This is a genomic window from Mycobacterium sp. 360MFTsu5.1 (assembly GCF_000383495.1).
GTDB classification, from domain to species: domain Bacteria; phylum Actinomycetota; class Actinomycetes; order Mycobacteriales; family Mycobacteriaceae; genus Mycobacterium; species Mycobacterium mucogenicum_B.
Genome location: NZ_KB911462.1, coordinates 136,296 through 162,519, shown reverse-complemented (window position 1 = coordinate 162,519; position 26,224 = coordinate 136,296). Strand labels below are relative to the sequence as shown.

Below are 26,224 nucleotides of genomic sequence, written 5' to 3'. Positions count from 1 at the left end.
GGTGGAGACTTCGCTGACCCGCTGTCGGGATGGCACGACAAGACTCGGTTCGGTTGCCTTACTGTCAGGTTTCTAAACTGCCGGCATGGGCCGGCCACAGATCAGCACCGCCACCGTTCGTCGCGGCCTCTCGGCCGCCCGGGTCAAACTCACGGCGCCGGAGGCCATGCGGCCTGCGCTCAACCTCATGAAGGGTGCCGATCCGGCGAAGGACGTCAGTGCGGCCCGGCTGGGGTTGTCCCTGCTGTGGTTGGCCGACGACGTCATCGCCGCGGTGAATCGGAAGCTCGAACGCGTCAACATCTCGGAAGCCAAACTCGATATCCTGACGATCTTCGCGGCACAGCTCGCCCAACCAGAAGACGAATGGACGGTGCGCCAGACCCCCAGCGGGATCGCCGAGTACTTCGGCATCACCAAGGCCAGCGCCACCGGTCTCATCGACTGGCTGGAGAAGCGGAAGCTGGTCACACGGACCCGGCATGCCACCGACCGCCGCAGCACACCGGTCCGCATCACACCCGAAGGGGAAAAGCTTGTCGCCGAAGCGCTTCCGGTATTCGAGCAGGCGTGCGGCGAGCTCATCGATGTGTTGAGCGAGCGCGAGCGCCGGGACCTGCAGCGCATCCTCGACAAACTGTGGATTCACGTGAAGGCACCCCAGGCGACAGACTCCCGCGCCTGAGCAGCCACCACCGTGCAGCCGCGTCATCCACCAACGCAAAAACCCCCAAATCCCTTGGGATTTGGGGGTTTTTGGTGGTGCTAGAGGCTAGCTCTCCAGCGACGCCGGCGGCAGGAAGCGGTCGCCGTACTTGGCGGCCAGCTCCTTGGCCCGGGCCACGAAGGCCTCCTTGCCGACGCCCAGCTCGCCCTGGTAGCCGACGATGAACTGCGCCGAACCACCGGTGTACGGCGGGAAGCCGATACCCATGATCGAGCCGATGTTCGCGTCAGCGGTCGAGGTCAGCACGCCCTCGTCGATGCACTTCTGGGTCTCCAGCGCCTCGGCGAACAGCATGCGGTCGATCATGTCCTGCAGCGGCAGTTCGGTCGAACCCGAGTTGAAGGCTTCCTTCAGCCCCGGCCACAGCTGGGTGCGCTTGCCGTCGACGTACTCGTAGAAGCCCGCGCCCTTCAGGCGCGACGGACGACCGAGCTCGATCATCTTCTCGACGACAGCCTCGGCCGGGTGCGCCACGTGGGTGCCACCGGCAGCCTCGACGCCTTCCTTGGTGGCGACAGCGATCTTGTGCATGAGCTCCAGGTTGAGCTCATCCGAAAGCTGCAGCGGCGCAGCCGGGTAACCGGCCTGCGAACCGGCCTGCTCGATGGACGCGGGCGCAACGCCCTCGCCCAGCATGGCCAGCGCCTCGTTGACGAAGGTGCCGATGACGCGGGAGGTGAAGAAGCCGCGGCTGTCGTTGACGACGATCGGGGTCTTCTTGATGGCGAGGGTGTAGTCGAACACCCGGGCCAGCGCCTCGTCGGAGGTCTTCTCACCCTTGATGATCTCCACCAGCGGCATCTTGTCGACGGGCGAGAAGAAGTGGATACCGATGAAGTCCTCCTGGCGCTTCACGCCGGTCGCCAGACCGGTGATCGGCAGGGTGGAGGTGTTCGAGCCGAGCAGCGCGTTGGGCTCGACGATGTCCTCGATCTCCTGGAACACCTTGTGCTTGAGTTCCTGGTTCTCGAACACGGCCTCGATGACGAAGTCGACGCCCTTGAGGTCCTGCGGGTCCGCGGTCGGGGTGATGCGGGCCAGCAGCGCGTCGGACTTCTCCTGCGTGGTCTTGCCACGCTCGAGCGCCTTGGCCTCGATCTTCTCGGAGTAGTTCTTGCCCTTGTCAGCGGCTTCCTGCGTGACGTCCTTGAGGACGACCTCGTAGCCGGCCTTGGCCGACACGTAGGCGATACCGGCGCCCATCATGCCCGCGCCCAGCACGCCGATCTTCTTGATGTCCTGCTTGGCGATGCCCTCGGGACGCGAGGCGCCACCGTTGATGGCCTGCAGGTCCAGGAAGAACGCCTGGATCATGTTCTTCGCGGTCTGGCCGGTGACCAGGCTGGTGAAGTAGCGGCTCTCGATGCGCGACGCGGTGTCGAAGTCGACCTGCGCACCCTCGACGGCGGCATCGAGGATGGCGCGCGGCGCGGGCATCGGGGCACCCTTGAGCTGCTTCTTCAGTAGCGCCGGGAACGACGGCAGGATGCCGGCCAGGCCCGGGCTCGACGGGGTGCCACCGGGCATCTTGTAGCCCTTGACGTCCCACGGCTGCACGCCACCCTCGGGGTTGGCCTTGATCCATGCCTTGGCGGCCGGGATCAGTTCCTCGACGGTGTCGACGAGCTCGTCGACCAGGCCGGTGGCCTGCGCCTTGGCCGGGGTGAAGCGGGTGCCCTGGCTCAGGACCTCCATGAAGGCCTTCTGGATGCCGAACATGCGCACGGTGCGGGCGACGCCGCCACCGCCGGGCAGCAGACCCAGGGTGACCTCGGGCAGGCCGATCTGGCTGCCGCGGACGTCCGCCGCGATGCGGTGATGGCACGCCAGCGCGATCTCCAGGCCGCCACCGAGGGCGGCGCCGTTGATGGCGGCGACGACGGGCTTGCCCAGGGTCTCCAGGGCGCGCAGGTCGGCCTTGATGTCCTCGACCATGGCGAACGCCTCGCCGGCGTCGTCGGGGCCGATCTGCATCATGCCCTTGAGGTCACCGCCGGCGAAGAAGGTCTTCTTCGCGCTGGTGATGACGACACCGGTGATGGAGTCCTTCTCGGCGAGCAGGCTCTGCACCGCGTAGTGCATCGACTCCTTGTAGTGCTCGTTCATGACGTTGGCCGAACCCGTGGGGTCGTCCATGGTCAGGGTGACGATGCCGTCGGCATCCTTGTCCCACTGAATTGTCTTCTCAGCCATGTTCTTTCAATCTCCCTAGACGCGCTCGATGATGGTGGCCACGCCCATGCCGCCGCCGATACACAGCGTGATGAGGGCACGCTTGGCGCCGCGGCGCTCGAGCTCGTCGACCATGGTTCCGGTGATCATGGCGCCGGTGGCGCCCAGCGGGTGGCCCATCGCGATGGCGCCACCGTTGACGTTCAGCTTCTCGTCCGGGATGTTCAGGTCCTTCTGGAACTTGAGCACCACCGAAGCGAAGGCCTCGTTGATTTCGAACAGGTCGATGTCGTCGACCGTCAGGCCGGCGCGGTCCAGGACCTTCTTGGTGGCCGGGGTCGGGCCGGTCAGCATGATGACCGGGTCGGCACCGCTGGTGGCGGTGGCCACGATGCGGGCGCGCGGGGTCAGGTTCTGCGACTTGCCGGCGGCCTCGCTACCGATCAGCACCAGGGCGGCGCCGTCGACGATGCCCGAGCTGTTGCCACCGTGGTGGACGTGGTCGATCTTCTCGACGTAGTGGTACTTCTGCAGCGCCACGTCGTCGAAGCCGCCCATGGCGCCCAGGCCCGCGAACGCGGAGTTCAGCTTGGCCAGGCTCTCCAGGGTGGTGCCCGGACGCATGTGCTCGTCGTGGTCGAGGATGGTCAGGCCGTTCTGGTCCTTGACAGGGATGACCGACTTGGCGAAGTAGCCGCCCGACCACGCTGCGGCGGCCTTCTCCTGCGAGCGCACCGCGTAGGCGTCGACGTCCTCGCGCGAGAAGCCCTCGATGGTGGCGATCAGGTCGGCGCCGATGCCCTGCGGGACGAAGCCGATGCGGTAGTTGGTCTCGGGGTCACCGGCCCACGCGCCGCCGTCCGAACCCATCGGGACGCGGCTCATGGACTCGACGCCACCGGCGTACACCAGGTCGTCCCAGCCGGAACGGACCTTCTGGGCGGCCAGGTTCACGGCCTCCAGGCCGGAGGCGCAGAAGCGGTTGAGCTGGAAACCACCGGTGGTCTCGGGCAGCTTGGCCACGAGCGCGGCGGTGCGGGCGATGTCGCCGCCCTGGTCACCGACGGGCGAGACGACGCCCATGATGACGTCGCTGATCAGGTTCTCGTCTAGATCGGGATTGCGACGACGCATTTCGTCGATCAGGCCGACGATCAGGTTGACCGGCTTGACCTCGTTCAGTGCACCGTTGCGCTGCTTGCCACGGGGCGTGCGAATGGCCTCATAGATGAAGGCTTCTTCGGACATGTGTTTGCTCCAGGTCCTATTGAGATGGGGTTGTGGGTTCGGCTACCCGTGAGTAGACGGTCCCCTGCACGGAAGCGTAACAGGCCCTCCCAACCAGGTGGTTGGGAGAGTGACCAGACCAACGCAAAAGGCCACCTACCGCACGTCCGCATGATCCTGACGTGCAATAAGTGGCCCTTGGCCAACGAGTGGCCGCTGCGCCTGGAGTTAGGCGACAGCCTCGGTGAGGAACGGATAGTCGGTGTAGCCGACGGGTCCCGGCGCGTAGAACGTCGCCACGTCCGGCTCGTTGAGCTCGGCCCCCAGGACCAGCCGGTCGACCAGGTCGGGATTGGCCAGGAAGGACCGCCCGACCGCGGCGGCACTGATGGCGCCCAGATCGACGAAGCTGTTGAGCTGGCAGAAATCGGTGCCCGAGCCCCGGCCCGTATTCAGCACGAAGGTGCCCGACCACAGCGCGCGAATGGCGCCGAACAGGTCGGCGGTGGGGTCGACGACGACGTGCAGGTAGGCGATGCCGAGCGGGTCGATCCGGTTCAGCAGGGCCTCGTAAGTGCTGAACGCGTCGTTCTCATGCATGTCGCCGGCGGGGTTTCCGGGGGATATCCGCAATCCGACGCGGCCGGCGCCGATCTCGGCCACGACGGCTTCGACGACCTCGGCGGTCAGCCGGGCCCGGTTCTCCGGCGATCCGCCGTACGCGTCGGTGCGCTGGTTGACCACATCGGACGCGAACTCGTGCAACAGGTAACCGTTGGCGCCGTGAATCTCCACACCGTCCATCCCGGCGTCGACCGCGCGGCGCGCGGCGGCACGGAAGTCGGCGACGATCCCGGGGAGCTCATCGATGTCGAGCGCCCGCGGGATCTCCAGAGGCTTCTTACCCGAAGGGGTGTGGGTGACCATGTCGGCGGCGATGGCCGACGGCGCGACCGGCCGGCCACCGCTGATCTCCGAATGCGCCATGCGCCCGACGTGCCACAACTGCACGAACATCTTGCCGCCGGCTTCGTGGACGGCCTGCGCGATCTCGGCCCACTTCGCCTGGTGCCCGTCGGTGTAGATGCCGGGGGTGTTCATGTAGGCGCCGTTGGCGCTCCGTGAGACGGCCGTGGCCTCGGAGATGATGATCCCCGCGGCGGCGCGCTGCGAGTAGTACTCGGCCGCCAGGTCCGAGGGGGTGCCGTCGGCGTCGGCCCGCGACCGGGTGAGCGGCGCCATGAACAGACGGTTGGTGGCCAGCGTGTCTCCGACCTGAACTGGCTTGAGCAGTGCGGCGTCGGGCGAAAGACGGAAGGGTGCGGCAGTCACGGAGTAGGCAACCGCCGCACGGCGCCGGTTCATTCCCGGCTGTGGTCAACCGCATCGAATGTTGGCTCGTGTTCGACGATTTCGCGGATCCTCGAACACGAGCCGACACTCGGCGGAATCAGGCGACGGACTTCACGAACTCGGCGACCTCACCGACCGCACGACGGGCGTCGGGGTTCGAGAAGGCGAAGGCCTGGAAGACGTGGACGGCGCGGTCGAAGACCTGCAGGCGCACCGGCACTCCCGCCGCGGCGAGCCGCTCGGCCATCAGCTCCGAGTCGGGGCGCAACGCCTCTTCGGACCCCACCTGCAGCAGGAACGGGCCGAGGCCGCGCAGGTCGGCGTCGACCGGGGACGGGGTCGCTTCGCGCCCGCCGTTGCGCAGCAGGAAGACCTCGCTGATCATCCGGAGGAAGTCGACCGGGAACATGGCGTCCGGAACACGGGCGGCCGCTTCGTATTTCGGCGTCATGTCGCTGTCGGTGGCCGCGGACAGGAGCACGCAGCCGGCGGGCGGCGCCATGCCCAGGTCGCGCACCGTCACGGCCGTCATGGCCGCGATGAAGCCGCCCGCCGAGTCACCGGCCAGGACGATGTTCTCGGGCTTCACGCCCTGCGCCAGCACGTAGCGGTAGGCGTCGACGCCGTCCTCGACCGCGTCCTCGACGAGGTTGCGCGGGCAGAGCCGGTACCCGACGCTCAAGGCCCGCGCGCGGCTGTCGCGGGCGATGTGGCTCACCATCGGCCGGTGGCTGTTGATGCCGAGCGCGATGAACGCCGAGCCGTGGAAGTAGACGATGACGCGGCCGTCGACCGGCGGGGTGGTCTCGTTCCAGACCCATTCGGCCGGGCAGTTCGGCAGCTCGACCTTTTCGGTGCGCGACCCACGCACCGCGGGCATCCAGTTGGTCACCCGCTCGGAACCGTCGTACGCGCGGTCCAGCAGGGCCTGCGGGAACCGCCTGTTGATGGCCAGCATGAGCTTGGTCAGCAGGAACAGCAGCGGCTTCACGGCCCGCAGCAGGTACGACTCGGCGACCGAGTGCCAGTTGGCCTTGCCCATCCACTCCGGGCCGGCGTATGTGCCGGTGTCCGGCACCGGGTTCTCGGCGGGATCGTCGATCCGTTCGGCGCTGGTCATCGGGCCTCCTTGTGCGACATTGCTCTGCCGAGACTAGATCAGCTCCCCTGAGACCGACTCGGGCTCGACATGCTGAGATCGCGTCGGCACGGCACGATAGGCACGTGTCGGACCCCCACCATCGCATCCCGGCGGATGCGCTCCAGCGCATCGACACCCTGTTATCCCGCGTCGACGCCGACCTCGCGACGCGGTTTCCGGGGACCGGACCCGCCGTCCAGCCGATACATACCGTCTACGTCAGCGCGGCCGACGCGACGCCCGATACCCCTGCACAGTGGGGTCGGGCCGCGCTCGAACTGCTGGACCGGCACGCGGAAGTGTTCACCGAACTCGGCGACCCGACCACGGTGACGCTGGTGCGCGACCAACTGGCCGCCGCGCCGATTGCCGACCTGCGCCTGGATTTCGAGGACGGCTACGGCAACCGCGGCGACGACGTGGAGGATCGCGACGCGGCGCGGGCGGCGGCGACCCTGCCCGCACTCGGGTTGAGCCACAGCGGGATTCGCATCAAGGGGCTGACCACCGCAGAGCGCCGCCGGGCCCTGCGCACCCTCGAGTTGGTGCTCGACGCCGGCGCCATCGACGGTTTCGTCTTCACCGTGCCGAAACTGCGTGCGGCCGAACAGGTCACGGCGGCGGTCTGGCTGTGCGAGGCGTTGGAGACCGCACACGGTCTGCCAGATCACACGCTGCGCTTCGAGCTGCAGATCGAGAGCCCGCAGGCGGTACTGGGCCCCGACGGGACCGCGACCGTCGCCCGTGCGATCCAGCTCGCCGAGGGCCGATGTAGCGGATTGCATTACGGCACCTACGATTACAGCGCCGCCTGTGGGATCGCACCGCAACATCAGGCGCTCGATCACCCCGTGGCCGACCATGCCAAGGCGGTGATGCAGACCGCCGCCGCACAAACGGGCGTCTGGGTCGCCGATGGCTCGACGCAGGTGGCCCCCGTCGGTACCGAAGAGCAAGTGGTGCAGGCGATCCGGCGCCACCATCGGCTCGTCACCCGGTCCCTCGAGCGCGGCTTCTACCAGGGCTGGGACATGCACCCCGGCCACCTGGTGACCCGGTGGCTGGCCACCTTCACCTTCTTCCGGGCCGCCATGTCCGCCGCGGCGCCCCGGCTGCAGGCCTACCTGGACCGCACCGGCGGCCCGATCGTCGACGAACCCGCGACCGCCGAGGCGCTGGCGGCGGTGGTGCTGCGCGGACTGGACTGCGGCGCGTTCGGCGCCGACGACGTACTCGCGGTCGCGCCGGGCGCTACCGTCGAGGTGCTACGAAACCTCAAGAACCGAAAGCTGTCATGACTGAATCACTGCCCGACTTCACCTGGCTGCCCGACCTTGCGCTACGGAGCCTCGGCGGGGCGGTGATCTGGGCCAACGACGACTTGTTCGCCGAGAAAGAGAACCTCATCTCCCCCGGCCCGTCGGTGTATCGGCCGGCCTCGTTCGGTCACAAGGGGCAGGTGTACGACGGTTGGGAGACGCGGCGTCGTCGCGACGAAGGCCATGACACGGCGATCGTGCGACTCGGTGTGCCGGGCGTCATCCGCGGCGTGGTGGTCGACACCGCATGGTTCAAGGGCAACTATCCGCCGGCCGTCTCCGTCGACGCCATCGAGGTCGACGGGTACCCGACAGCCGAGCAGTTGGCCGTCGACCCCGGCTGGGTACCGCTCATCGCGCGCTCGCGCGTGTACGGCGACACCCGTAACAACTTCGAGGTCTCCTCGGAGCAGCGCTGGACGCATGTGCGCCTCAACATCTACCCGGACGGCGGGGTGGCGCGTCTGCGGGTGCACGGAGAAGGCCGCCCCGACAAGCGATTCCTTGGTGTCGGCCCGTTGGACCTGGCCGCGCTGGAGAACGGCGGTCTGGTGCTCGACGCCTCGAATCGTTTCTACAGCTCGCCGCAGAACCTGATCTTCCCCGGACAGGCGCAGGTGATGGGTGATGGCTGGGAAACCGCCCGGCGCCGTGACGATTCCAACGACTGGGTGCGCATCCGGCTCGCCGGACCGGGCCGGGTGCGGCTCGCCGAGATCGACACGTCCTACTTCGTCGGAAACAGCCCCGGGGCAGCGGCATTGACGGCACTGCGCGCCGACGGACAGTGGGTCGACCTGCTGCCCCGCACCGATCTGTTGCCCGACACCCGGCACCGCTTCATCATCGATTCCGACGACGTGGTGTCCGAGGCACGGCTGGACATCTATCCGGACGGCGGGTTGGCGCGACTGCGGCTGTTCGGGGAACTCGCGTGAGCTACCCGCGCGACCTGGTCGGCTATGGCCGCACCCCGCCGGACCCGCAGTGGCCCGGGGGCGCGGCCATTGCTGTGCAGTTCGTCCTCAATTACGAAGAGGGCGGCGAGAACAACGTGCTCGACGGCGATCCGGCTTCGGAGACGTTCCTGTCCGAGATGACCCCGGCCGACGCGTTCCCCAACCGGCACATGAGCATGGAGTCGCTCTACGAGTACGGCTCGCGTGCCGGATTGTGGCGGATACTAAGGATTTTCGAGCGCCGGGACATCCCGCTGACCATCTTCGCGGTGGCGCGGGCCCTGCAGCGCAATCCGGAGGCGCTGGCCGCGTTCGGCGAACTCGGACACGAGATCGCCTGTCATGGCCTGCGGTGGAAGTCTTACCAGCTCGTCGACCGCGACACCGAGCGCGCGCACATGGCCGAGGCGGTGCGGATCCTGACCGAGCTCACCGGCGCCGCGCCGCTCGGCTGGTACACCGGCCGGGACTCTCCGCACACGCGGAAGCTGGTGGTCGAGCACGGCGGCTTCGTCTACGACTCGGACTCCTACGCCGATGATCTGCCGTACTGGGTGCGAGTGGCCGACACCGACCACCTCGTGGTGCCGTACACGCTGGACACCAACGACATGCGATTCGCTTCTCCGGCAGGCTTTTCCAACGGTGAGGAGTTCTTCGCTCATCTGCGTGACGCGTTCGACGTGCTCTACGCCGAGGGGCTGGGCGGCAGCCCGAAGATGCTGTCGATCGGCTTGCACTGCCGGCTGGTCGGCCGACCGGCCCGCAGTGCCGCGCTGGAACGATTCCTCGACCACGTGCAGTCCCACGACCGGGTGTGGCTGGCGCGGCGCATCGAGATCGCCGAGCATTGGCGCGCCGTGCACCCGGCCGGTTAGACCCCGCGCCGGACGGTGTATTCCTTGGCCGGCGGTGTCGCGAACTCGCCGCGCTTGCCGGTGCGCAGCCCCATCCGCACCAGTGCCTGCACCGTCAACGTCGCGGCGCTCACCCCGTCGACCACCGGCACCCCGAGCTCGGCGGTGATCGCCGCACACATCTCGGCCATGCCGGCGCACCCCAGCACGATGGCATCGGAGCCGTCGGCGTCCAACGCCTCCCGGCACGCCTCGGTGATGACCTTGCGCGCCGTCGGATCGGTTTCCAGATCCAGCACCGGAATGTCGCAGGCGTGGATGTCCAGGCAGAACCGTTGCATCCCATAGCGTTCCGCCAGATCGGCGGCCCGGCCCATGGTGCGCGACAGCGTCGTCACCACTGAGAAGCCGCGCCCCAGGTGGCTGGCGGTCTGCATTGCGGCCTCGGCGATGCCGACGACCGGGCCGGTCGCGAGCTCCCGCGCCGCGTCCAGTCCCGGATCACCGAAGCACGCGATCACGTAGCCGTCGGCCCCGGCGTCCTCACCGCGCCGGATCGCCTCGAGCAGACCCGGCACGCTCATCGCCTCGTCGTAGTGGCTTTCGATGGAGGGCGGACCGAATTCGGATGTCACGGCGACGATCTCGACACCGGGATCGGCCACTGCTTGTGCGCAGCGGCCGATCCCGGCGGTCATCGATGTGGTGGTGTTGGGGTTGATGACCCAAATCCGGCTCATCCCAAGGACTCCCCCACGGTCACGCCACCGATTCGGCGACGAATCGGTCGCGGACAGCCAGCACCCGGTAGATGCCGAGTGCGACACCGCAGCCGATGAACCAGCTGTACTGGGCAGCGGTGTGCATGCCGTACACGGTGCCGGCCAGCAGCACCGGAAGCGCCGCGAGCACCGCGCCGGCCACGGTGGCGATGACCGCGACCTTGTTGTATCCGCCGGTGTACCAGTACTTGCCGGACTCCGACATGGTGAACAGTTCGTCGACGACCACCTTCTGCTTGCGCACCAGGTAGTAGTCGGCGAGCAGCACGCCGAACAGTGGGCCGATGAAGGCGCCCAGGATCTCCAGCGTGTAGTGGATGACCTCCGGGTTGTTGTAGAGGTTCCACGGGGTGATCAGCACCGAGCCGACCGCGGCGATCATGCCGCCCGCACGCCAACTGATGCGCTGCGGGCTGACGTTGGAGAAGTCGAACGCCGGGCTGATGAAGTTGGCGACGATGTTGATGCCGATGGTGGCGATGGTGAAGGTCAAGGCGCCCAACACGATTGCGAAGGTGCTGTCGATGCGGGCCACGGTCTGCACGGGATCGGTGAGCAGTTCGCCGAACACCGGCAGCGTCAGCGACGCGGTGACCACCACGAGCACCGAGAACACCAGGAAGTTCACCGGCAGCCCCAGGAAGTTGCCCTTCTTGACGGCGGCGAACGACTTGCCGTAGCGGGAGAAGTCACCGAAGTTGAGCATCGGACCGGAGAAGTAGGACACCACCAACGCGATGGCGCCGAGCATCACCGGAACCGAGTCGAGGCCGGTGTACTTGACCGCGCCGAGGTTGAGATCGATTGCGCCCCAGCCGGCTTTGTAGATGAGGTAGCCGCACAGCAGGAACATGACGACGTAGACGGCCGGGCCGCAGAAGTCGATGAACCTGCGGATCGCCTCCATACCGCGCCAGAAGACGCAGGCCTGCAACACCCACAGCAGCAGGAAGCTGGCCCAGCCCAGCAGCGGCAAGCCGAGGAAGCCGTGGGTGGCGAGGTCGGCATAGGGGGCGAGCCCCGGAAACAGCTTGAGCAGCACCACATCCAGGGCGGCCGATGCCAGGTAGGTCTGGATGCCGTACCAGGCCACCGCGATCAGCCCGCGGATGATGGCCGGGATGTTGGCGCCCAGCACGCCGAACGCGGTGCGACAGATCACCGGGTACGGCACACCGGCGGCCTGGCTCGGCTTGGCGACCAGGTTGCACAGGAAGTACACGAGGGTGATGCCGATCAGCAGCGCCACCAGCACCTGCCAACTGGCCAGGCCCAGCGCGAACAGGCTGCCCGCGGTGACGTAGCCGCCGACGCTGTGCACGTCGGACATCCAGAACGCGAAGATGTTGTACGAACCCCAGCTCTGCTTTCCCAGCGGAGCGAGGTCCTCGTTGGTCAATCGCGGGTCGTAATCCGGTTTGATGACGCCGCCACCGATCGGGTGGCCGGCGGCCTCGACGATGTCACCTGCGCCGATCACCGCGCCCGGTGGGGTCGTGTCCTTGGGAACGAGGGTGTCAGTCATGCTCGAAAACGCTAGAAATGCAACGTTTCCCCGCTGTTTCCCCTGAGATATGTGGCAATTGCGGAAAAGATATATGTTCGCCGCTACGCCAGCAGCCCGGTGTCCGTCGGCAATTTGGCGATCACGGCGTTGAGCCGGACGGCATGGTCTTCCGCGACGGCGATCAGGCGCTCTGCGTCGCCGGCGACGAAGGCGTCGACCATAGCGCAATGGTCGGCATGCAGGGCCGCCCGGTCGTCACGGCTGACATGCAGCATCGACTGCACGGGTTCGGTGACGTTCCACGCCGCCTCCAGCATGTGCAGCAGCCGATGCATGCGCGACGGTCGGGTGAGCGCGGCATGCAGTTCCCGGCTCTGCCGGTGATAGGCGCCCGCGTCGTCGTCGCGGATCGCCTGCTCCAAGCCGACATTGACCGCGACCGCGGCCGCACGGTCGGCATCGGTTGCGTTGGCCACGGCGACCCCCAGCGATGCCGATTCCAAAGCCTCACGCACGATGTACATTTCGCGTAGTTCCTGTGGCGTCAACAGGGCCACGGTGTAGCCGAAGTTGAGCCGGTGCTCCACCAGCCCCTCGCCGATGAGCGTTTTCAGCGCCTCCCGCACCGGGATCTGGCTGACGCCAAAGACGTCCGCCACGTCCGCCAACGGGATCGGTGTGCCCGGCGGCACCCCGCCGTCGAGGACCGCACGGCGTAGTTCGTTCAGCACGCCCTGCTGTGACGGCGCGGCCCGATCCGCCACCAGCTGTCCGAGCAGGACAGAACGCCGGTGGGGCCGCATCCCCGCAGAGTAGGTCGCCGTTGTTGCCGAATCCGTTTCGGTGACGTTTCGGCTGAGTAAGCCGAGTCAGTTGTTCAGCACGGCGTGCGCGGCGTTGTAGCCCGGGATGAAGTTGACGGCCGGGCCGCCGTGACAGCCGGCGCCGCCCAGGTAGAGGCCCGCGACGGGCAGCTCCTGGTCGAGGTAGCCGCGCGGCCCGGGCCGGTTCGGCCCCATCTGTTCGGGGTGGATCAGGCCGTGGCAGAAGTCGCCGCCGGGAGCGCCGAACATACGGTCCATGTGCCGCGGCGTGAACGTCGTGTGCCGCAGGATGAGCTTCTCGAAGTTGGGTGCCACGCGGGTGATCTTGTCGATGACCCGTTGTCCCATTTCTCGTTTCATCGATCCGTAATCGCCGCCGCCTTCTACCGGGAACCACAGCGCGTAGGCCGACGACGCATGCTTGCCGGGCGGCGCCAGCTCGGGGTCCTGGACCGACGGGATCTGCCAGGCGATGGAGGGATCAGCCGGCACTATTCCACAGCGCGCGGCGTCATATTGCTGCTGCAGTTCCTCGGGAGTGCTGAAAAGGCCGATGGTGCCCTGCAATTCGGGGTTGTTCAGAATTTCGTACGGCTCGGCGAACTCCGGGATGCCGTCGAGCGCGAAGTGCATCTGCAGGTAGCTGCCCCGGTGGTCGACGCGCGCGTACCGGGCGCGGACGTCGTCGGGCACTGCGGCGCCGAGCAGCCGGTCCACGGTGACCGACGGCGCGAGCGACGAGACCACCACGGGCGCAGTGATTTCGGTACCGTCGTCCAGCCGGATGCCGGTGACCCGCCCGTCGTCGACGGTGACGGCGGCGACAGCACTGCGCAACCGAACCTCACCACCGTGCGCGACGAACGTGTCCTCGAGGTGTTTGGTCAGCGCGCCGATGCCGCCCTTGAGCTTTCGCATCAGCGACGCGCCGTCGGTCGGCACCGCGAGGCCGAACGCCAATGCGGCGGCACTGCCGGGGGTGGCCGGTCCGCGGTAGGTGGAGTTGCACGCCAGCACCGACAGCATGCCGCGGATGGCGCCGTGCTTGTCCTTGTCGGGCAGGTAGCGGTCCAGCACATCGGTCACCGACCCGAAGAGCATGTCCGTGATGGCCGACCGCTCGAATTCGTTTGTGGCACAGGCATACATCTCGTCGTAAGTCTTGGGCGGCAGCCCCGCGTCGAACCGGCCGAGCGCGCGCGCCGGGGCCATGCTCCACGCCATCAGTCCGGCCATGCCGTTGACGGCCTCGGCGCCGTGCACCTCGTTCATGTGCGTGAGCAGCTTCATGGGATCGGAGTAGAAGAGGAACGGCTCGTCGCCGATCCCCCGCATGTTCACCGACATGACTTCCAGCTCGACGCTGGGCACCTCGTCGAGGCCCAGCTCCTGGCTGACCTTGAGCGACGTCGGGAACTGCTCCGAGCCGGCGATCTCGAACTTGAAGCCGTCGAAGAGCTCGACGGTCGAGGCCATGCCACCCGAGTAGAGCTTGGCCTCCAGACACAGCGTGCGCAGGCCCGCCTTCTGCAGCAGCACCGCCGAAGCCAGCCCGTTGTGCCCCGCTCCCACCACGATCGCGTCGAATTGCGCCATTTCCGCAGAGTCGCACCCGTGCATAGTTTTGTCAATAGTGACAAAACTTGTCGATATCAGACGGGCCCAGCCCCCAGCTGATCCAACGCCTGGTGACACATGCGCGCCAGATCAGCCAGCGACCGCTCGGCACCCCCCATCCACACCTCCATCGCGGCGAACACCGCGGCGGCGATGGTCCGCGACGTCACCGCGATGCGCAGCAGGTCATCTGGTCCGCCGCACCGCGCCAGATGCTCGGCGATGGCGTCGGCGAAGTCCGCTTCGACCTGGCGGATGTGATTGACGATCCGGTCGGGGTCGAGCTCTTGTTCACGCAGCGTCGCAATCTTGGTGACCGCGCCGAAGTCGTACGGAAAAGCGAAGATCGCGGCCTGAACAGCCGCCAGCACCGGTTCGTCTGCGGGCCGCCCGGCGAGCGCGGTCCGAAACCAGTGCAGACCGGCGTCATAGTCGGCGAACAACAGATCGTGCTTGGACGTGAAGTGCCGGTAGAACGTGCGCAGCGAGACACCGGCGTCGGCGGCGATCTCCTCGGCCGTGGTGCCCTCGACACCCTGCGCCAGAAATCGAACCAACGCCGCCTGTTGCAGCGCCTCACGCGTGCGTTCACTACGTACGGTCTGCGGCGGCCGGGGCATCCCAGTACGGTACCGCAGAATGTTTTGTCATGATTGACAAAACATTTCGCGGCGAGCAGACTCCGCTGACATGGTCTCGCTCATCGTTCACGCGGTCCTCGGACTGATCACGATCGCGTTCATCGTCAAGCTCAATCCGGCCGTCTTCCGCAAGCCCGCCGACGGACCCGCGTTCTCGGCACTCGAGTCGGCCTACTACGTGATCGGCATCGCCTCGATAGCGCTCGGCTACTACTTCAACACCAGGTTCGTCATGGAATACCAACCGCCAGGCGGCAATCCGATCACCGGACCGGGCAGCTGGGCGGACTACATCCGCCTGATGTTCGTCAACCCGGCGGCGTCGTCGGCCGGCCAGGACTACACCATCATCAACGTCATCCTGCTGCCGTTGTTCACCATCGCCGACGGCCTGCGGCGCGGCATCCGGCACCCGTGGCTGTTCTTCGTCAGCAGCCTGTTCACCAGTTGCGCCTTCGCGTTGGCGTTCTACTTCGCCGTCATCGCGCGGCAGCAGCGGCACGAGCGCACCGTCGACCATGTCAGGAGTTCTGCGACAATCCAGGGGTGACGCCACCGGGGATGGCCGCCCGCCTGCGGCCCTACGCCTCCACGATCTTCGCCGAGATGTCGGCGCTGGCCGCACGGGTCGGCGCCGTCAACCTCGGCCAGGGTTTTCCCGACGAGGACGGCCCGGCCCCCATGCTCACGGTGGCGCAGCAGGCCATCGCGGACGGCGTCAACCAGTACCCGCCCGGCCCGGGCATTCCCGCGCTGCGCCAGGCCATCGCCGCCCAGCGCAAGCGGCACTACGGCATCGCCTACGACCCGGACACCGAGGTACTGGTCACCGTCGGCGGTACCGAGGCCATCGCATCAGCGGTGATCGGGCTGGTCGAACCAGGCTCCGAAGTCCTGATCATCGCGCCGTTCTACGACTCCTACTCCCCGGTGATCGCCATGGCCGGCTGCCGCCGCGTCGTCGTTCCCCTGGCACCCAACGGCCATAGCTTCGCCATCGACGTCGACCGGCTCCGCGCCGCGATCACGCCGCAGACCCGCGCGCTGATCCTGAACTCACCGCACAACCCGACGGGCATGGTCGCCAGCGACGACGAGCTGAGAGCCATCGCCGCGCTCGCCATCGAGCACGATCTCCTGGTCATCACCGACGAGGTCTACGAGCAGCTGACGTTCGACGGTCACCAGCACCGGCCGCTGGCGGGTTACCCCGGCATGGCCGAGCGCACCGTCACCATCTCCAGCGCCGCGAAGATGTTCAACTGCACCGGCTGGAAGATCGGTTGGGCGTGCGGGCCCGCCGACCTGATCGCCGGGGTGCGTGCCGCCAAGCAGTACCTGACGTACGTCGGTGGCGCGCCGTTCCAGCCGGCCGTCGCGCACGCGCTGGACCACGAGGACGCCTGGGTCGCGGCGCTGCGAAAGTCCTACCGCGGCAAGCGGGACCGCTTGGCCGGTGCCCTCACCGATATCGGCTTCGACGTGCACGACAGCTTCGGCACCTACTTCCTGTGCGCCGACCCCCGGCCGCTGGGGTACGACGACAGCACCGCGTTCTGCGCCGGACTCCCCGAGCGCGTCGGCGTCGCGGCCATCCCGATGTCGGCGTTCCTCGATCCGGACTCCCCCGACTCGGCCGGCTGGAATCACCTGGTGCGCTTCGCCTTCTGCAAGCGCGACGACACCCTCGACGAGGCCATCAGCCGCCTCCGCACCCTGTGATTTGTGCACGATTTTCCGCGCCGGCCGCGGAAAATCGTGCACAAATCCCTAGGTGTCCTGGGTGAGGAGCCCGGTGTCGGTGGGCAGGGTCCCGATCGCGGCGTCGACGCTGTCGTTGTGCCGCTGCGCGATCGCACCGAGCCGGTCGGCGTCCCGGGCCAGGAACGCCTCGAGCATCTCCTCGTGATCGCCGTTGAGCTTGGCCCGGTCGTCGGGCGTCACGTGCATCATGGCCTGCACGGGTTCGATCATGTTCCAGGACATTTCGAGAATGTGCAGCAGCCGGTGCATGCCGGACGGGCGCACCAGCGCCATGTGGAAGTTACGGCTCTCCCGCTGGAACGCCGCACCGTCGGAGTCCCGAATCGCTTGCGCCATGCGGTCATTGGCCTCGATCGCGAGGGCCCGCTCGTAATCGGTGGCCTTCTCCGCGGCGATCGCGAGCGCGGCGCCCTCCAGCGCCGCGCGCACGACGTACATCTCGTGCAGTTCCTGCTTCGTCATGCGGGCGACGGTGTAGCCCGAGTTGGGCCGGTGCGTCACCAGGCCCTCACTGATGAGCGTCTTGAGTGCCTCGCGGACGGGGATGTGGCTCACGCCGAACAGCTCGGCGACCTCGGCCAGCGGCACCGGGGTTCCGGGCGGCGCGTCACCACGCAGGATCACCCGGCGCAGCTCGGTCACCACGGTCTGCTGCGGCCCGCCGTTCCGCACCACCACCAGCTTCTCCAACAGCGGAGAAGGTGGGCGGTCGGCCATGCAAGCTCCCTATCGACAGACGTGGACTAGCCGTAGAGACGAGTCACCCGGGCCCGCAGTCGGTCGACCGCAGCATCGAGCACCAGTTTGCGGGCTCGGCGCAACAGGAACTCGGGAATGGGGGCGACGAGGTCGACGATGATGTCGAATCGCACCCGGGTCCGGTCGCCCTCGCGAGTCAGTTTGTACTCGGCGTGCTGCCCACGCTGCTGGAAGGTGTCGGCCGCGTCCCACACCACCCAGTCGTCACCCCAGTGGTACTCCAGGAGCTCCTTGTCGGTGATGCCCATGATCTTCACGGTCGCTTTGACGTGGTGCGGACGACCGTCGGGATACCGATCCAGTACCTGTAGTTCCCGGTGCAAGCTGCGCCATTGCGACGCCTCGTCCATGTCGGCCAGCGCATCCATGATGGCTTCGGGCGAGGCGTCGATCACCAGCTCTCGGGACGCCATAACTGCCATATTGGCAAATTTAGTCCTCTCCACCGGCCACGGGTAGAGAATGCGCCAGCTAACTTCCCAACCGTTACCAACCGACCTCGTCGATCGGGGTGGTCTGCTGCGGCGGCGCGCCGACGGGACCCGACGGGGTCCGCGAGAAGCGCGGCGCAGGAGCGGCCTGGTCGACACCGTCGACGGTGACGATCGTCGACCTGGCCCGGAGGTGTTCACCGGCGGCGGCCTCGGTCCAAGTGAGCACGGGAGTGACGCAGGCGTCGGTCCCGGCGAACGTCTCGGTCCACTCGGCGCGGGTCCGGCTCGCGAACCGGGCAGCAAAGATTTCGCGCATTTCGTCGTAGCGCGCGAGGTCGAACTGGTTCGGCACCTCGGCGGGATCCAGGCCCAGGCCCACAAGTAGCTGAGCGAAGAACTGCGGCTCGATCGAACCGACCGCCATGTAGCCGCCGTCGGAGGTCTCGTAGACCCGGTAGTACGGGGCGCCGCCGTCCAGGAGGAACGACTCGCGCTGGTCCTTCATCACGCCGGTGGACTTCATGGTCCACATCATCTGCGCGAGCATGCTGACACCGTCGACCATCGCCGCGTCGACGACCTGGCCGCGGCCCGACTGTTCGCGTTCGTAGAGCGCCGTGACGATGCCGATGAGCGTCAGCATCGAACCGCCGCCGAAGTCGGCGACCAGGTTCAGCGGCGCCACCGGCGGCCGGTCGCGGTAGCCGATGGCCGACAGCGCACCGGTCTGCGACAGGTAGTTGATGTCATGGCCCGCGGTCTGGGCGAGCGGTCCGTCCTGCCCCCAACCGGTGATCCGGGCGAAGATCAGGCGCGGGTTGACGGCCTCGCACTCGGCCGGCCCGATGCCGAGGCGCTCGCAGGTGCCCGGACGGAAACAGTCAAGCAGCACATCGGCTTTCGCGGCCAGTGCGAGCAGCGCGGCCGGGTCGGACTTGACGTCCAGGTCGACGATCCGCTTGCCGCGGTGCAGGAGGTCGACGTTCTCGGCGGGCATCGTCAGCCCGCCGGGACGACGCACCCGCACCACGTCGGCGCCGAGGTCCGCCAGCATCATGGCGATGTGCGGCCCGGGGCCGATTCCGCCGAGTTCGATCACCTTGACTCCGGCCAGTGGCCCCGCATTCGTCATCCCGCGACGTTAGCCCATGGGTCGACGCGGCTGAATCCCGGTGTGCGTCAGCCCTTCTTGTTCTTGGCCATGAACTTTTTGAGCCCCTCGGTGGCGGTCTCGGCGCCACCGCTGACGCTGCGCTTCAGCAGGAAACCGGGGATCGGCACCACCGGGTCGACGGTGATCTCGAACTTCACCTTGGTCTTGTCGCCGGCCGGGGTCAGCGTGTAGCGCGCTTCCTGCTTCTTGAGCGACGACGACCTGATCAGCACCCAGCTGCCCGTCAGGTCGGTCCAGGTGTACTCGAGGATCTGATCGTCGGCCATGCCGGCGGCCTTGATGGTCATCTTGGCCTGCTTCGGCCGGCCGTTCTCGTAGGTGTCGAGGACTTCGGCCTTGGTGTACTGCGGCGACCACACGGGCGTCTGCGCAAGATCTGCGATGACATCCATGATCTCTTCAGGGGTTGCCTCGATGGTCACTTCGTGCGACGCGCTGACTGCCATGGCGCGACCATAGACCACGAAACCACGCGCCGTGAGCGGGATGGTGCAACCAGCGGGACGACCCGCTAGTGGATGTCCGACTGGATCTTCGCGGCGATGTCGGCGGCCGCCGTCACCGGCGCCTTGGGCGTGCAGGCCTCGACATCGATGATGAGGTTGGCGACCAGTTGCACAACGTGTTGGCACCAACGTGTTTCGGGCCCGGTGCCGCGCATGATGGGCATCGCGAGCTTGGTGTCGGTGCGCTCCAGGTCGCCGGACAGCCACTTCGGCAGCGGCTTGTCGTTGAGCCGGATGTTCACGTGGTGGTTGGTGCACTTGGCCCACCGCGCGGCCGACCGGTTGAAGAAGTTCCGGGCCGCATCCGATGTCGGGAAGTAGACGACCGACTGCGCCGCCAGGTAGTTCCACTGGTCGCTGTCCGGGACCTGCAGCGTCTGCTGCCGCACGGCCTTCCAATCCTGGCCGCTCTTGAGGTCGTTGCCGTCCTTCGAATAGATGACGGACTCGTCGATCTGCCAGACGCCGAGGCAGTTCAAGTTCGGCAGCAGGTTGCGGTGGTCGTCCATCCCGTCTTTCGGCGGACGGCCCACCATGCCGGTGACGCCCATCGTCTTGTTCATCTCGTCGGGCGTCAGCAGCAGGTTGTCGATGCTGGACTCGGCGACCGTCGTCGGCGTGGCTGGTGTCGGGGTGCCGGTCTTGCCGCCGCAAGCCGCCAAGGCCAGGCACAGCACGGCGACGCCGAAGGCGTGTCGCTTCACGTGTTCCTTATATACCGGCGCGCTCAGGCGTGGGTACCGGCCGCGGCGCACTCGCGCTGGACGGCCTCGGCATTGGTGTTGACCTGGGTTGCGGTGTCGTCGAGGCTGCCGCCGGTCATCCCGATGCCCATCTTCACCAGCAGCTTGGTCGCGCCGAATGACCAGGACCGCATGGGGTCGGCAATAGCCGGGTTCAGGCCGGGGGTGTTCGCGGCGTCCATCGCGACGGCGGCGGACTGCCGCAGGCTGGTCCGGCCGGCCACATTGCTCTGGTGGACGTAGGGGTCGTTGGCGTCGAGGCTGTCGGCGAAGCCCTCGTACCCGGAGGCGGCGCTGTCGAGCGCGTTGGCGAACTGCGAGCATGCCTGCACGGCGGCGGGGTCCGCGTTCGACGACGTGACACCCGTCGACTGCACGCCGGCGCCGGCATCGATCGGGCCGATCGGGGCAGCGTCATCGTCGGCCGCAGCGGTGGGCAGGTACAGCGCCCCCGCGCCGAAGACGGCAGCAGATGCGGCAACCAGACGTACCCAGGTGCGTGAAGACTTCACCGTTTCCTCCAAGTCATTCAGTGTGATCGCCGCGTCCACCGGGCATTGGACACCCGGCAATGACGGACGCTCGGCGTTCGACCCTCCCACGGTCAGGCGTGTAGATGTCCAGTTGGTGAACGCAAGACAAACCGGCGATTTCCAATCCCCGTCGGTTGTATTGCACTATCGGCCGAATGACCCAGATCACACTCGCTGAACTGGGCATTCAATACTCTGCTACCACGACAAATGACTCCAGCAATACACGCATATTCCTGTGTCGCCCACTGGTTGATAACGCAGGGGCAAGTATTTGCGGTCCGTTAACCGTCCGGCAACCCGGCCAGTAGATGCTCCGCAGCGACACAAATTCAGCAACGCACAGCGATCCGCAGCAACGCTGATTACCCGATACGAGAGGCGCGCTCATCACCATGTCGAACCGTTATGCCATGTTGGCAGCCCTTTGCGTGGTGCTCCCGGTCGGCACCGCGCCGCTGGCACTCGCTGACCCGCCCGCCGATCCGGCTGTGCAGCCGGCCGGCAACCCGGCCCCGCCGCCTCCGGGCGAGGGCGCCGTGCCGTCGGGCCCCGCCGGCATCCTGGACACCCCGGACGGCTGGCACATCGAGGTCACCGGCAGCAACGAGACCCAGCTTCCCGTCGCCCCCCTGACCACCGCGATCTCCTCGCGTGAGTACTGGGTCGCCGGCACCTTCACCGGCAAGATCACCGGCAGCGGAAAGACCAAACTGGCTGGTGGAACGCTGGAAGCCGGCGAGCAGATCGGTTGCGGCATCATCTCCGACGAGGCCGAGATCAACCCCGGTATCAGCTTCACGCCGGGTATCAAGATCCCGTTCGCCGGCACCGACCCCAGCTTGGGTACCGGCATCAGCCTGCAGGGCAAGGTGTATCTGAAGCCCGGCACCGTGACCACCGTCGCGATCGACAAGAAGTCGTTCAAGGGCAACACTGCCCGCGTGACGATCACCGGCGTCCGGATCAAGACCGACCAGTGCGCCGGCCAGTCGTTCATCCGGTCGTACGCCACCTTGACCAGCTCGACCGACAACACCGACGACGTCATCACCTACCTGGGCGTGACCAAGTCCGTCTGACCTGATGCCCGGTGCGGGCGAACAGCTCTACACGAGCCCGCCCGCACCGGCCACGGACACGGGCCGTTAATTTAATCAGTCCGACGAAAAATGTTGTCACTGATTAAAGAATTTGATCCATCCACACAACAAAGCCAGTTCCGAGTAATTGGCCAGCCGTTCACCAATTCGAAATCCGAATATTGAATGCTCCGAGAATCGAAAACCGTTTCATTCTCGGATTCCAACCCACGAGAGGCGCCGTAACCCCATGTTGAACCGACTTGCCACATTGGCTGCCGCAGCGGGCGTGCTGCTGTCGGCGACCGTTACGCCGCTCGCCCTGGCCGACCCGGTCGATCCCGCCGGCTTCGACGGCCCGCCGCCGGACAACGGCGTCGTGGCCTCCGACGAGCCGGCCCGCATCACCAGCCCGGACGGTTGGGTTCTCGAGGTCGTGGCCAAGAACGAGACCCAGCTGCCCGTCGCCCCGTTGACCACCGCGGTCAGCTCGCGCGAATACCTGGTGGGCGGCACCTTCACCGGCACGGTCACCGGCAACGGCAAGACCAAGCTGAGCGGCGGAACGCTCGAAGCCGGCTATCAGATCGGTTGCGGCATCGAGCTGGGCCAGGTGCGTCTGATCGGCCAGATCGGTCTGAGCACCTCCGGCTCCACCCTGGCCGGCCTGATCCCCACCGGTGTCAGCATGCCGATGTCGGGCACCCTGGAAATCCACGCCAAGCCGGGCACCGTGACCCAGGTGCCGGTCGACAAGAAGACCTTCAAGTCGGCTCCGGTCCGCGTGACCCTCAAGGACACCCACATCAAGATCGACGGTTGCGTCGGCCAGTCGTTCCTGCGGTCGTACGCGGTGCTGACCAGCTCCACCACCGACACGGACGACATCGTCGCCTACTACGGCATCACCAAGTCGGTCTGATGCATCGGGTTACCCGCGGAATTGTCACCGCCGCAGCGGTTTTCGCTGCGGCGGCGGCAATGACGCAAACTGACATCGCATCCGCCGATCCGGTCGTGCCCACGCCGGTTCCGGCGCCCGGCCCCGTGCTGCCGCCGCCCGCCCCCGTCGCAGCCGACGGTCCGGGCGCGAACCTGGCGGTCCCGGTCGCGGGCGCCAACCTGGGCCCGCAGGGCCTGAACGTCCTCGCCCAGAGCGATGGGGTGAATCCGCTGGGCGCAGCGCTTGGTGCCCCGTCGGACCTGACCGGCCTCGACCGCGGCAGCGTGCTCGGCCAGTACGCCGTGCCCTCGGCTCCCGGCGGGCCGTCGCCCGTCACGACGCCGAATCTCCGGGCCTTCAACAACGCCTACGGCCCGCAGCAGTGCGTCAAGCCGTCGGCGCCCGGTAAGTGCGAGCAGTTCGACGTCGCACCCGGTGAGGAGAACGCCGACGTCAACGGCCGTACCTGGCTGGGTCGGTACATCGACATGTACCGCGACGGTCGCCTGAAGGGCGGCCTGCTCGGGCAGATGCCGCGCGAGCAGCTCGGTGAATCCCTGCCCGGCACGGCACCTCCTCCCGGCACCAACATCCCGCCGGGCCTCGTGGAGTTCCGTCCGGACCCCGCCGATGTGCCGCCCCCGCCTGGGGCACCGGTTCCCCCGGTCGCACCGGTTCCCCCGGTCCCGCCGGCACCGGCCAACTGAATCACGCATTCGGGCCCGTCAACTTCGGTTGACGGGCCCGAATGCGTTGTGCCGCAGAACCGACCACCGCGGTCATCGGGGCTCGAAGGCGGGCGTAGCGTAGCCGTTGTGTCCGCCGAGCCGAACAATCACTATCACCACCTGGCATTCGGCCCCGATGCCCTGGATCGCCAGCAGCGCAACGGCAGCTACCTGGCGTACGGGCGGCACACCGAGCGCGCCGACGACGGGCCGCAGCGCCTCGACGACCGCGAGCTGCTGATGATCCGGCGCGCCGACCAGTTCTGCCTGGCCACCGTCACACCCAACGGTTGGCCTTACCTCCAATACCGCAGTGGCCCAGCCGGATTCGTCCGGTACCTGCCCGAGACCGACCGGCTGCGGTTCATCGATCTGCCCGGCAACAACCAGTTCGTCACCCTGGGTAATCTGGCCGCCGACGACCGGCTGGCGATGTTCTTCGTCGATTACCCGCGACGTACCCGGCTCAAGGTCTTCGGCCGCGGGACCGTCATCGAGGACGGGCCGCAGCGCGAGATCGAGATCGCCGTCGAGGCCTTCGACTGGAACTGTTCACGCTCCATCATTCCCCGCTTCGACCGCGAGTACCTGCGCGAGCTGGGCGAGGCGTACCAGGCCAGGTTCGACGGGCGTGAGGCCGAGCTGCAGGCCGAGATCGACGCGCTCAAGGCGCGGGTGGCGGAGTTGGAGAGCCGCTGAGCCGCCGCCCTGCGTTCGGCGACTCCGTCGCGGGTATCCGCGTGTTGCCCTGCCAAACGGCTCAGCCGCCCGCCAGCGCCTCCCGGAACTCGTCCGAGACGTAGAACGGGATGAGGCGGCGCCGCAGCACCGACTCCAGGTAGCCCCGTTCGTCGAGCAGGGCGATCACCGGAGGGCCGAAGCGCAGCGCTTCCTCGATCATGTCCTCACGGCCCACCCCGAGATCGAGCAGCAGATCGTAAAGGCTGACATCGCCGTACTTTTCGAAGACGTGGTCGATGCCTTCATCGAGGAGCGACCGGAAGTAGTCGGTGTCCCGGAACGTGCGCCAGAACTCGTAGATCGGCACGACAGCGTCCTCGACGTCGTCGGCCGAAATCACCGAAATCGCCGACGACAGCGGGCTGTTGAGGTTGCTGCGCCACAGATCGTTGAGTGCCTCGGCGAGCACGTCTTCGTCCGCGTGCGTGTGGGCGAGCAGAAAGCGGGCGCCGCGGCGCGCCAGGTCCTCGGCGCGCAGCTCCAGCCGCTCGACCGGGCCCTGTGGCATGCGGGCGCCCAATCCGCCCAGCACGCGGCCCAGCCGGCCTCGGGCCAACGACTTGCCGCCCTGCGTGACGGATTCCGCGAGCGAGTGCTGCACCAGCGTCACGCAGAATTCGGTGAACGCCTCACTGCTCAGAATGTGCTCCAGCACTCGCTGGGTGACGCCCATCTCGAGCACCATCGCACTTAGCTCACTGAAGCGGCGGCCGTCGATGACGTCGCCGAAGTTGGTGTCCGAGGTCGCGGTCAGCTGTAACAGCCGGACGGCAATCTCACTGACCAGTTCCGCGATGCCGCCCTCCACCGGCACCTGCACGGCGTACTTCGCGGCGACGTTCTTGATCATCGTCGGCGTCACCGCGTCGGACAGCGTGATCTCCGACGCCTCTGCCAGCGCGTGCTCGATCTCGTCGAGTACCAGGCTGTGGTAGTTCTCGCCGCGCAGCTGCTGCATGGCGAACGCCACCTGCGCATCGAGGAGCCGGGCGGCGACCGGTTCGAGCTGCGGCTCGAGGTCGTCGGCCGGCTCCGGGAAATTGGTCATTGCCAGCACCTTACCCAGCGGGACTCATCGGCCGCGGGTTGTGCGTTTGGGCAGCTCGCCGCTCAGCGGCGCACCGTCGGACTGTGCCCCACGCCGGACTGGGGCACCGACATGGGCGGGCGGTTCTGCCGCATGCTCACGCAAACACCCAGGCCGCCACCGACGCATGGCACACCGTTGACGGTCGGTACCGGGCCGCCTGATCGGTTGCCGGTCGGGTCGTAAGCCGCATCCGCCGCGGCGGCCGGCGACAGGCCGATGGCCACCGCCCCGCATACCGCCAGGTACGTGCCCATCCGAAGGAGACCGGCCATCATCGCCACGCTTTCGCCCGTTCACTGGCCAACATAGTCCGACGCCCACGGTTAGCGGTACACCCGCGAGTTGACTGAGTGAGTGCGCGTGTTCGGTCCCGCTGTCACCTCAGCGGGAGACGCTCAAATCTCCGCGGGAACCATGCCGGTGATCCCCTTATCCTTGGATTTCGGGGGCAGGGGGATGCGATGGACTACCTGGCGGGACAGCTCGTCTTCTTGGCGATCGTCGCGGCGCTTATCGGCGGCGTGATCTGGGCAGTGGTCGTGATGCGCAAGCCACGCCCGCGGTTTGAAGACGAAGACGTCGAACTATGACTCGCTGCTTC

At 67.2% G+C, this 26,224-nt stretch carries 28 protein-coding genes; 11 read left to right on the top strand and 17 right to left on the bottom strand.

Going from position 1 to position 26,224, the window contains the following annotated elements; all coding sequences use genetic code 11:
• Positions 1–85 precede the first annotated feature (85 nt).
• Positions 86–685, top strand: coding sequence for a MarR family winged helix-turn-helix transcriptional regulator (locus tag H289_RS0100890; RefSeq protein ID WP_020098864.1), 600 nt, complete (start codon positions 86–88; stop codon positions 683–685).
• A gap of 87 nt (positions 686–772) precedes the next feature.
• On the opposite strand, the gene H289_RS0100885 is transcribed toward H289_RS0100890, so the two are convergent.
• The 4 genes from H289_RS0100885 to H289_RS0100870 form a co-directional block, all read right to left on the bottom strand.
• Entirely contained in the window at positions 773–2,920 is a 2,148-nt protein-coding gene (locus H289_RS0100885) for a 3-hydroxyacyl-CoA dehydrogenase NAD-binding domain-containing protein (protein ID WP_020098863.1), read from the bottom strand.
• Between the two features lie 15 nt (positions 2,921–2,935).
• A complete protein-coding gene (locus H289_RS0100880) occupies positions 2,936–4,147 on the bottom strand; it encodes an acetyl-CoA C-acetyltransferase (RefSeq protein WP_020098862.1) in 1,212 nt (403 codons plus the stop codon).
• Between the two features lie 207 nt (positions 4,148–4,354).
• Positions 4,355–5,491 (bottom strand): alkene reductase, encoded by a 1,137-nt coding sequence (locus H289_RS0100875; protein WP_020098861.1) that lies wholly within the window; start codon positions 5,489–5,491, stop codon positions 4,355–4,357.
• A gap of 85 nt (positions 5,492–5,576) precedes the next feature.
• Positions 5,577–6,599, bottom strand: a complete 1,023-nt coding sequence (locus tag H289_RS0100870; protein ID WP_020098860.1) for an alpha/beta hydrolase — start codon at positions 6,597–6,599, stop codon at positions 5,577–5,579.
• A gap of 104 nt (positions 6,600–6,703) precedes the next feature.
• Between H289_RS0100870 and H289_RS0100865 the strand changes: the two genes are divergently transcribed.
• From H289_RS0100865 to puuE, 3 genes are read left to right on the top strand one after another with little or no spacing between them, the layout of a single operon-like run.
• Complete coding sequence (locus tag H289_RS0100865) at positions 6,704–7,918, top strand: DUF6986 family protein (RefSeq protein WP_020098859.1); 1,215 nt, start codon at positions 6,704–6,706, stop codon at positions 7,916–7,918.
• The gene (gene alc, locus H289_RS0100860; protein WP_020098858.1) at positions 7,915–8,877 is read left to right on the top strand and encodes an allantoicase; all 963 of its coding nucleotides are present in this window, start codon (positions 7,915–7,917) and stop codon (positions 8,875–8,877) included. The genes H289_RS0100865 and alc overlap by 4 nt, the downstream gene beginning before the upstream one ends.
• Positions 8,874–9,776, top strand: a complete 903-nt coding sequence (gene puuE, locus H289_RS0100855) for an allantoinase PuuE (protein ID WP_020098857.1) — start codon at positions 8,874–8,876, stop codon at positions 9,774–9,776. Before alc ends, puuE begins: the two co-directional genes overlap by 4 nt.
• Here the strand turns inward: puuE and H289_RS0100850 are convergent.
• The 5 genes from H289_RS0100850 to H289_RS0100830 all read right to left on the bottom strand — a co-directional run bounded on the left by H289_RS0100850 (position 9,773) and on the right by H289_RS0100830 (position 15,105).
• Positions 9,773–10,495, bottom strand: a complete 723-nt coding sequence (locus H289_RS0100850) for an aspartate/glutamate racemase family protein (protein ID WP_020098856.1) — start codon at positions 10,493–10,495, stop codon at positions 9,773–9,775. The two genes, puuE and H289_RS0100850, sit on opposite strands and share 4 nt — an antisense overlap.
• Positions 10,496–10,514: 19 nt before the next feature.
• Positions 10,515–12,062, bottom strand: a complete 1,548-nt coding sequence (locus H289_RS0100845; protein ID WP_020098855.1) for an NCS1 family nucleobase:cation symporter-1 — start codon at positions 12,060–12,062, stop codon at positions 10,515–10,517.
• 83 nt (positions 12,063–12,145) lie between these two features.
• Positions 12,146–12,847, bottom strand: coding sequence for a GntR family transcriptional regulator (locus tag H289_RS0100840; RefSeq protein WP_020098854.1), 702 nt, complete (start codon positions 12,845–12,847; stop codon positions 12,146–12,148).
• Positions 12,848–12,913: 66 nt separating this feature from the next.
• Positions 12,914–14,464 (bottom strand): phytoene desaturase family protein, encoded by a 1,551-nt coding sequence (locus H289_RS0100835; protein WP_020098853.1) that lies wholly within the window; start codon positions 14,462–14,464, stop codon positions 12,914–12,916.
• 56 nt (positions 14,465–14,520) lie between these two features.
• Positions 14,521–15,105 (bottom strand): TetR/AcrR family transcriptional regulator, encoded by a 585-nt coding sequence (locus H289_RS0100830; RefSeq protein ID WP_020098852.1) that lies wholly within the window; start codon positions 15,103–15,105, stop codon positions 14,521–14,523.
• A gap of 70 nt (positions 15,106–15,175) precedes the next feature.
• On the opposite strand from H289_RS0100830, the gene H289_RS0100825 reads away from it, so the two are divergent.
• Together H289_RS0100825 and H289_RS0100820 are read left to right on the top strand one after the other, a co-directional pair.
• Positions 15,176–15,676 carry a DUF2834 domain-containing protein gene (locus tag H289_RS0100825; RefSeq protein ID WP_020098851.1) on the top strand — a complete coding sequence of 167 codons (501 nt, stop codon included), beginning with the start codon at positions 15,176–15,178 and terminating at the stop codon, positions 15,674–15,676.
• Positions 15,677–15,687: 11 nt separating this feature from the next.
• Positions 15,688–16,848: a pyridoxal phosphate-dependent aminotransferase gene (locus H289_RS0100820; protein ID WP_020098850.1), complete on the top strand. Its 1,161-nt coding sequence runs from the start codon at positions 15,688–15,690 to the stop codon at positions 16,846–16,848.
• A gap of 48 nt (positions 16,849–16,896) precedes the next feature.
• On the opposite strand, the gene H289_RS0100815 is transcribed toward H289_RS0100820, so the two are convergent.
• From H289_RS0100815 to H289_RS0100790, 6 genes are all read right to left on the bottom strand, one after another.
• Entirely contained in the window at positions 16,897–17,607 is a 711-nt protein-coding gene (locus tag H289_RS0100815) for a GntR family transcriptional regulator (RefSeq protein ID WP_020098849.1), read from the bottom strand.
• A gap of 26 nt (positions 17,608–17,633) precedes the next feature.
• A complete protein-coding gene (locus tag H289_RS0100810) occupies positions 17,634–18,071 on the bottom strand; it encodes an SRPBCC family protein (protein ID WP_029104636.1) in 438 nt (145 codons plus the stop codon).
• Between the two features lie 64 nt (positions 18,072–18,135).
• Entirely contained in the window at positions 18,136–19,215 is a 1,080-nt protein-coding gene (locus tag H289_RS0100805; RefSeq protein ID WP_020098847.1) for a CaiB/BaiF CoA transferase family protein, read from the bottom strand.
• A gap of 47 nt (positions 19,216–19,262) precedes the next feature.
• Complete coding sequence (locus tag H289_RS0100800) at positions 19,263–19,703, bottom strand: SRPBCC family protein (protein ID WP_020098846.1); 441 nt, start codon at positions 19,701–19,703, stop codon at positions 19,263–19,265.
• Positions 19,704–19,768: 65 nt separating this feature from the next.
• Positions 19,769–20,467 carry a sensor domain-containing protein gene (locus H289_RS0100795; protein ID WP_029104635.1) on the bottom strand — a complete coding sequence of 233 codons (699 nt, stop codon included), beginning with the start codon at positions 20,465–20,467 and terminating at the stop codon, positions 19,769–19,771.
• Between the two features lie 23 nt (positions 20,468–20,490).
• The gene (locus H289_RS0100790) at positions 20,491–21,018 is read right to left on the bottom strand and encodes an Rv2240c family protein (RefSeq protein WP_225433575.1); all 528 of its coding nucleotides are present in this window, start codon (positions 21,016–21,018) and stop codon (positions 20,491–20,493) included.
• Positions 21,019–21,434: 416 nt separating this feature from the next.
• On the opposite strand from H289_RS0100790, the gene H289_RS0100785 reads away from it, so the two are divergent.
• The 4 genes from H289_RS0100785 to H289_RS0100770 all read left to right on the top strand — a co-directional run bounded on the left by H289_RS0100785 (position 21,435) and on the right by H289_RS0100770 (position 24,491).
• A complete protein-coding gene (locus H289_RS0100785; protein WP_167542156.1) occupies positions 21,435–22,121 on the top strand; it encodes an MspA family porin in 687 nt (228 codons plus the stop codon).
• A 250-nt stretch (positions 22,122–22,371) separates the two neighbouring features.
• Positions 22,372–23,043 (top strand): MspA family porin, encoded by a 672-nt coding sequence (locus H289_RS0100780; RefSeq protein WP_029104633.1) that lies wholly within the window; start codon positions 22,372–22,374, stop codon positions 23,041–23,043.
• A 59-nt stretch (positions 23,044–23,102) separates the two neighbouring features.
• On the top strand, positions 23,103–23,771 hold the full coding sequence (locus H289_RS0100775) for a hypothetical protein (protein WP_020098841.1): 669 nt from the start codon (positions 23,103–23,105) through the stop codon (positions 23,769–23,771).
• A gap of 108 nt (positions 23,772–23,879) precedes the next feature.
• Entirely contained in the window at positions 23,880–24,491 is a 612-nt protein-coding gene (locus H289_RS0100770; RefSeq protein WP_020098840.1) for a pyridoxamine 5'-phosphate oxidase family protein, read from the top strand.
• A 61-nt stretch (positions 24,492–24,552) separates the two neighbouring features.
• Here H289_RS0100770 and H289_RS0100765 read toward each other — a convergent pair whose 3' ends face one another.
• Together H289_RS0100765 and H289_RS0100760 are read right to left on the bottom strand one after the other, a co-directional pair.
• Entirely contained in the window at positions 24,553–25,581 is a 1,029-nt protein-coding gene (locus tag H289_RS0100765) for a hypothetical protein (protein WP_020098839.1), read from the bottom strand.
• 62 nt (positions 25,582–25,643) lie between these two features.
• Positions 25,644–25,895 (bottom strand): hypothetical protein, encoded by a 252-nt coding sequence (locus H289_RS0100760; protein WP_196809964.1) that lies wholly within the window; start codon positions 25,893–25,895, stop codon positions 25,644–25,646.
• Positions 25,896–26,084: 189 nt separating this feature from the next.
• Between H289_RS0100760 and H289_RS33835 the strand changes: the two genes are divergently transcribed.
• Positions 26,085–26,213: a hypothetical protein gene (locus tag H289_RS33835; protein ID WP_020098837.1), complete on the top strand. Its 129-nt coding sequence runs from the start codon at positions 26,085–26,087 to the stop codon at positions 26,211–26,213.
• Positions 26,214–26,224: the final 11 nt, after the last annotated feature.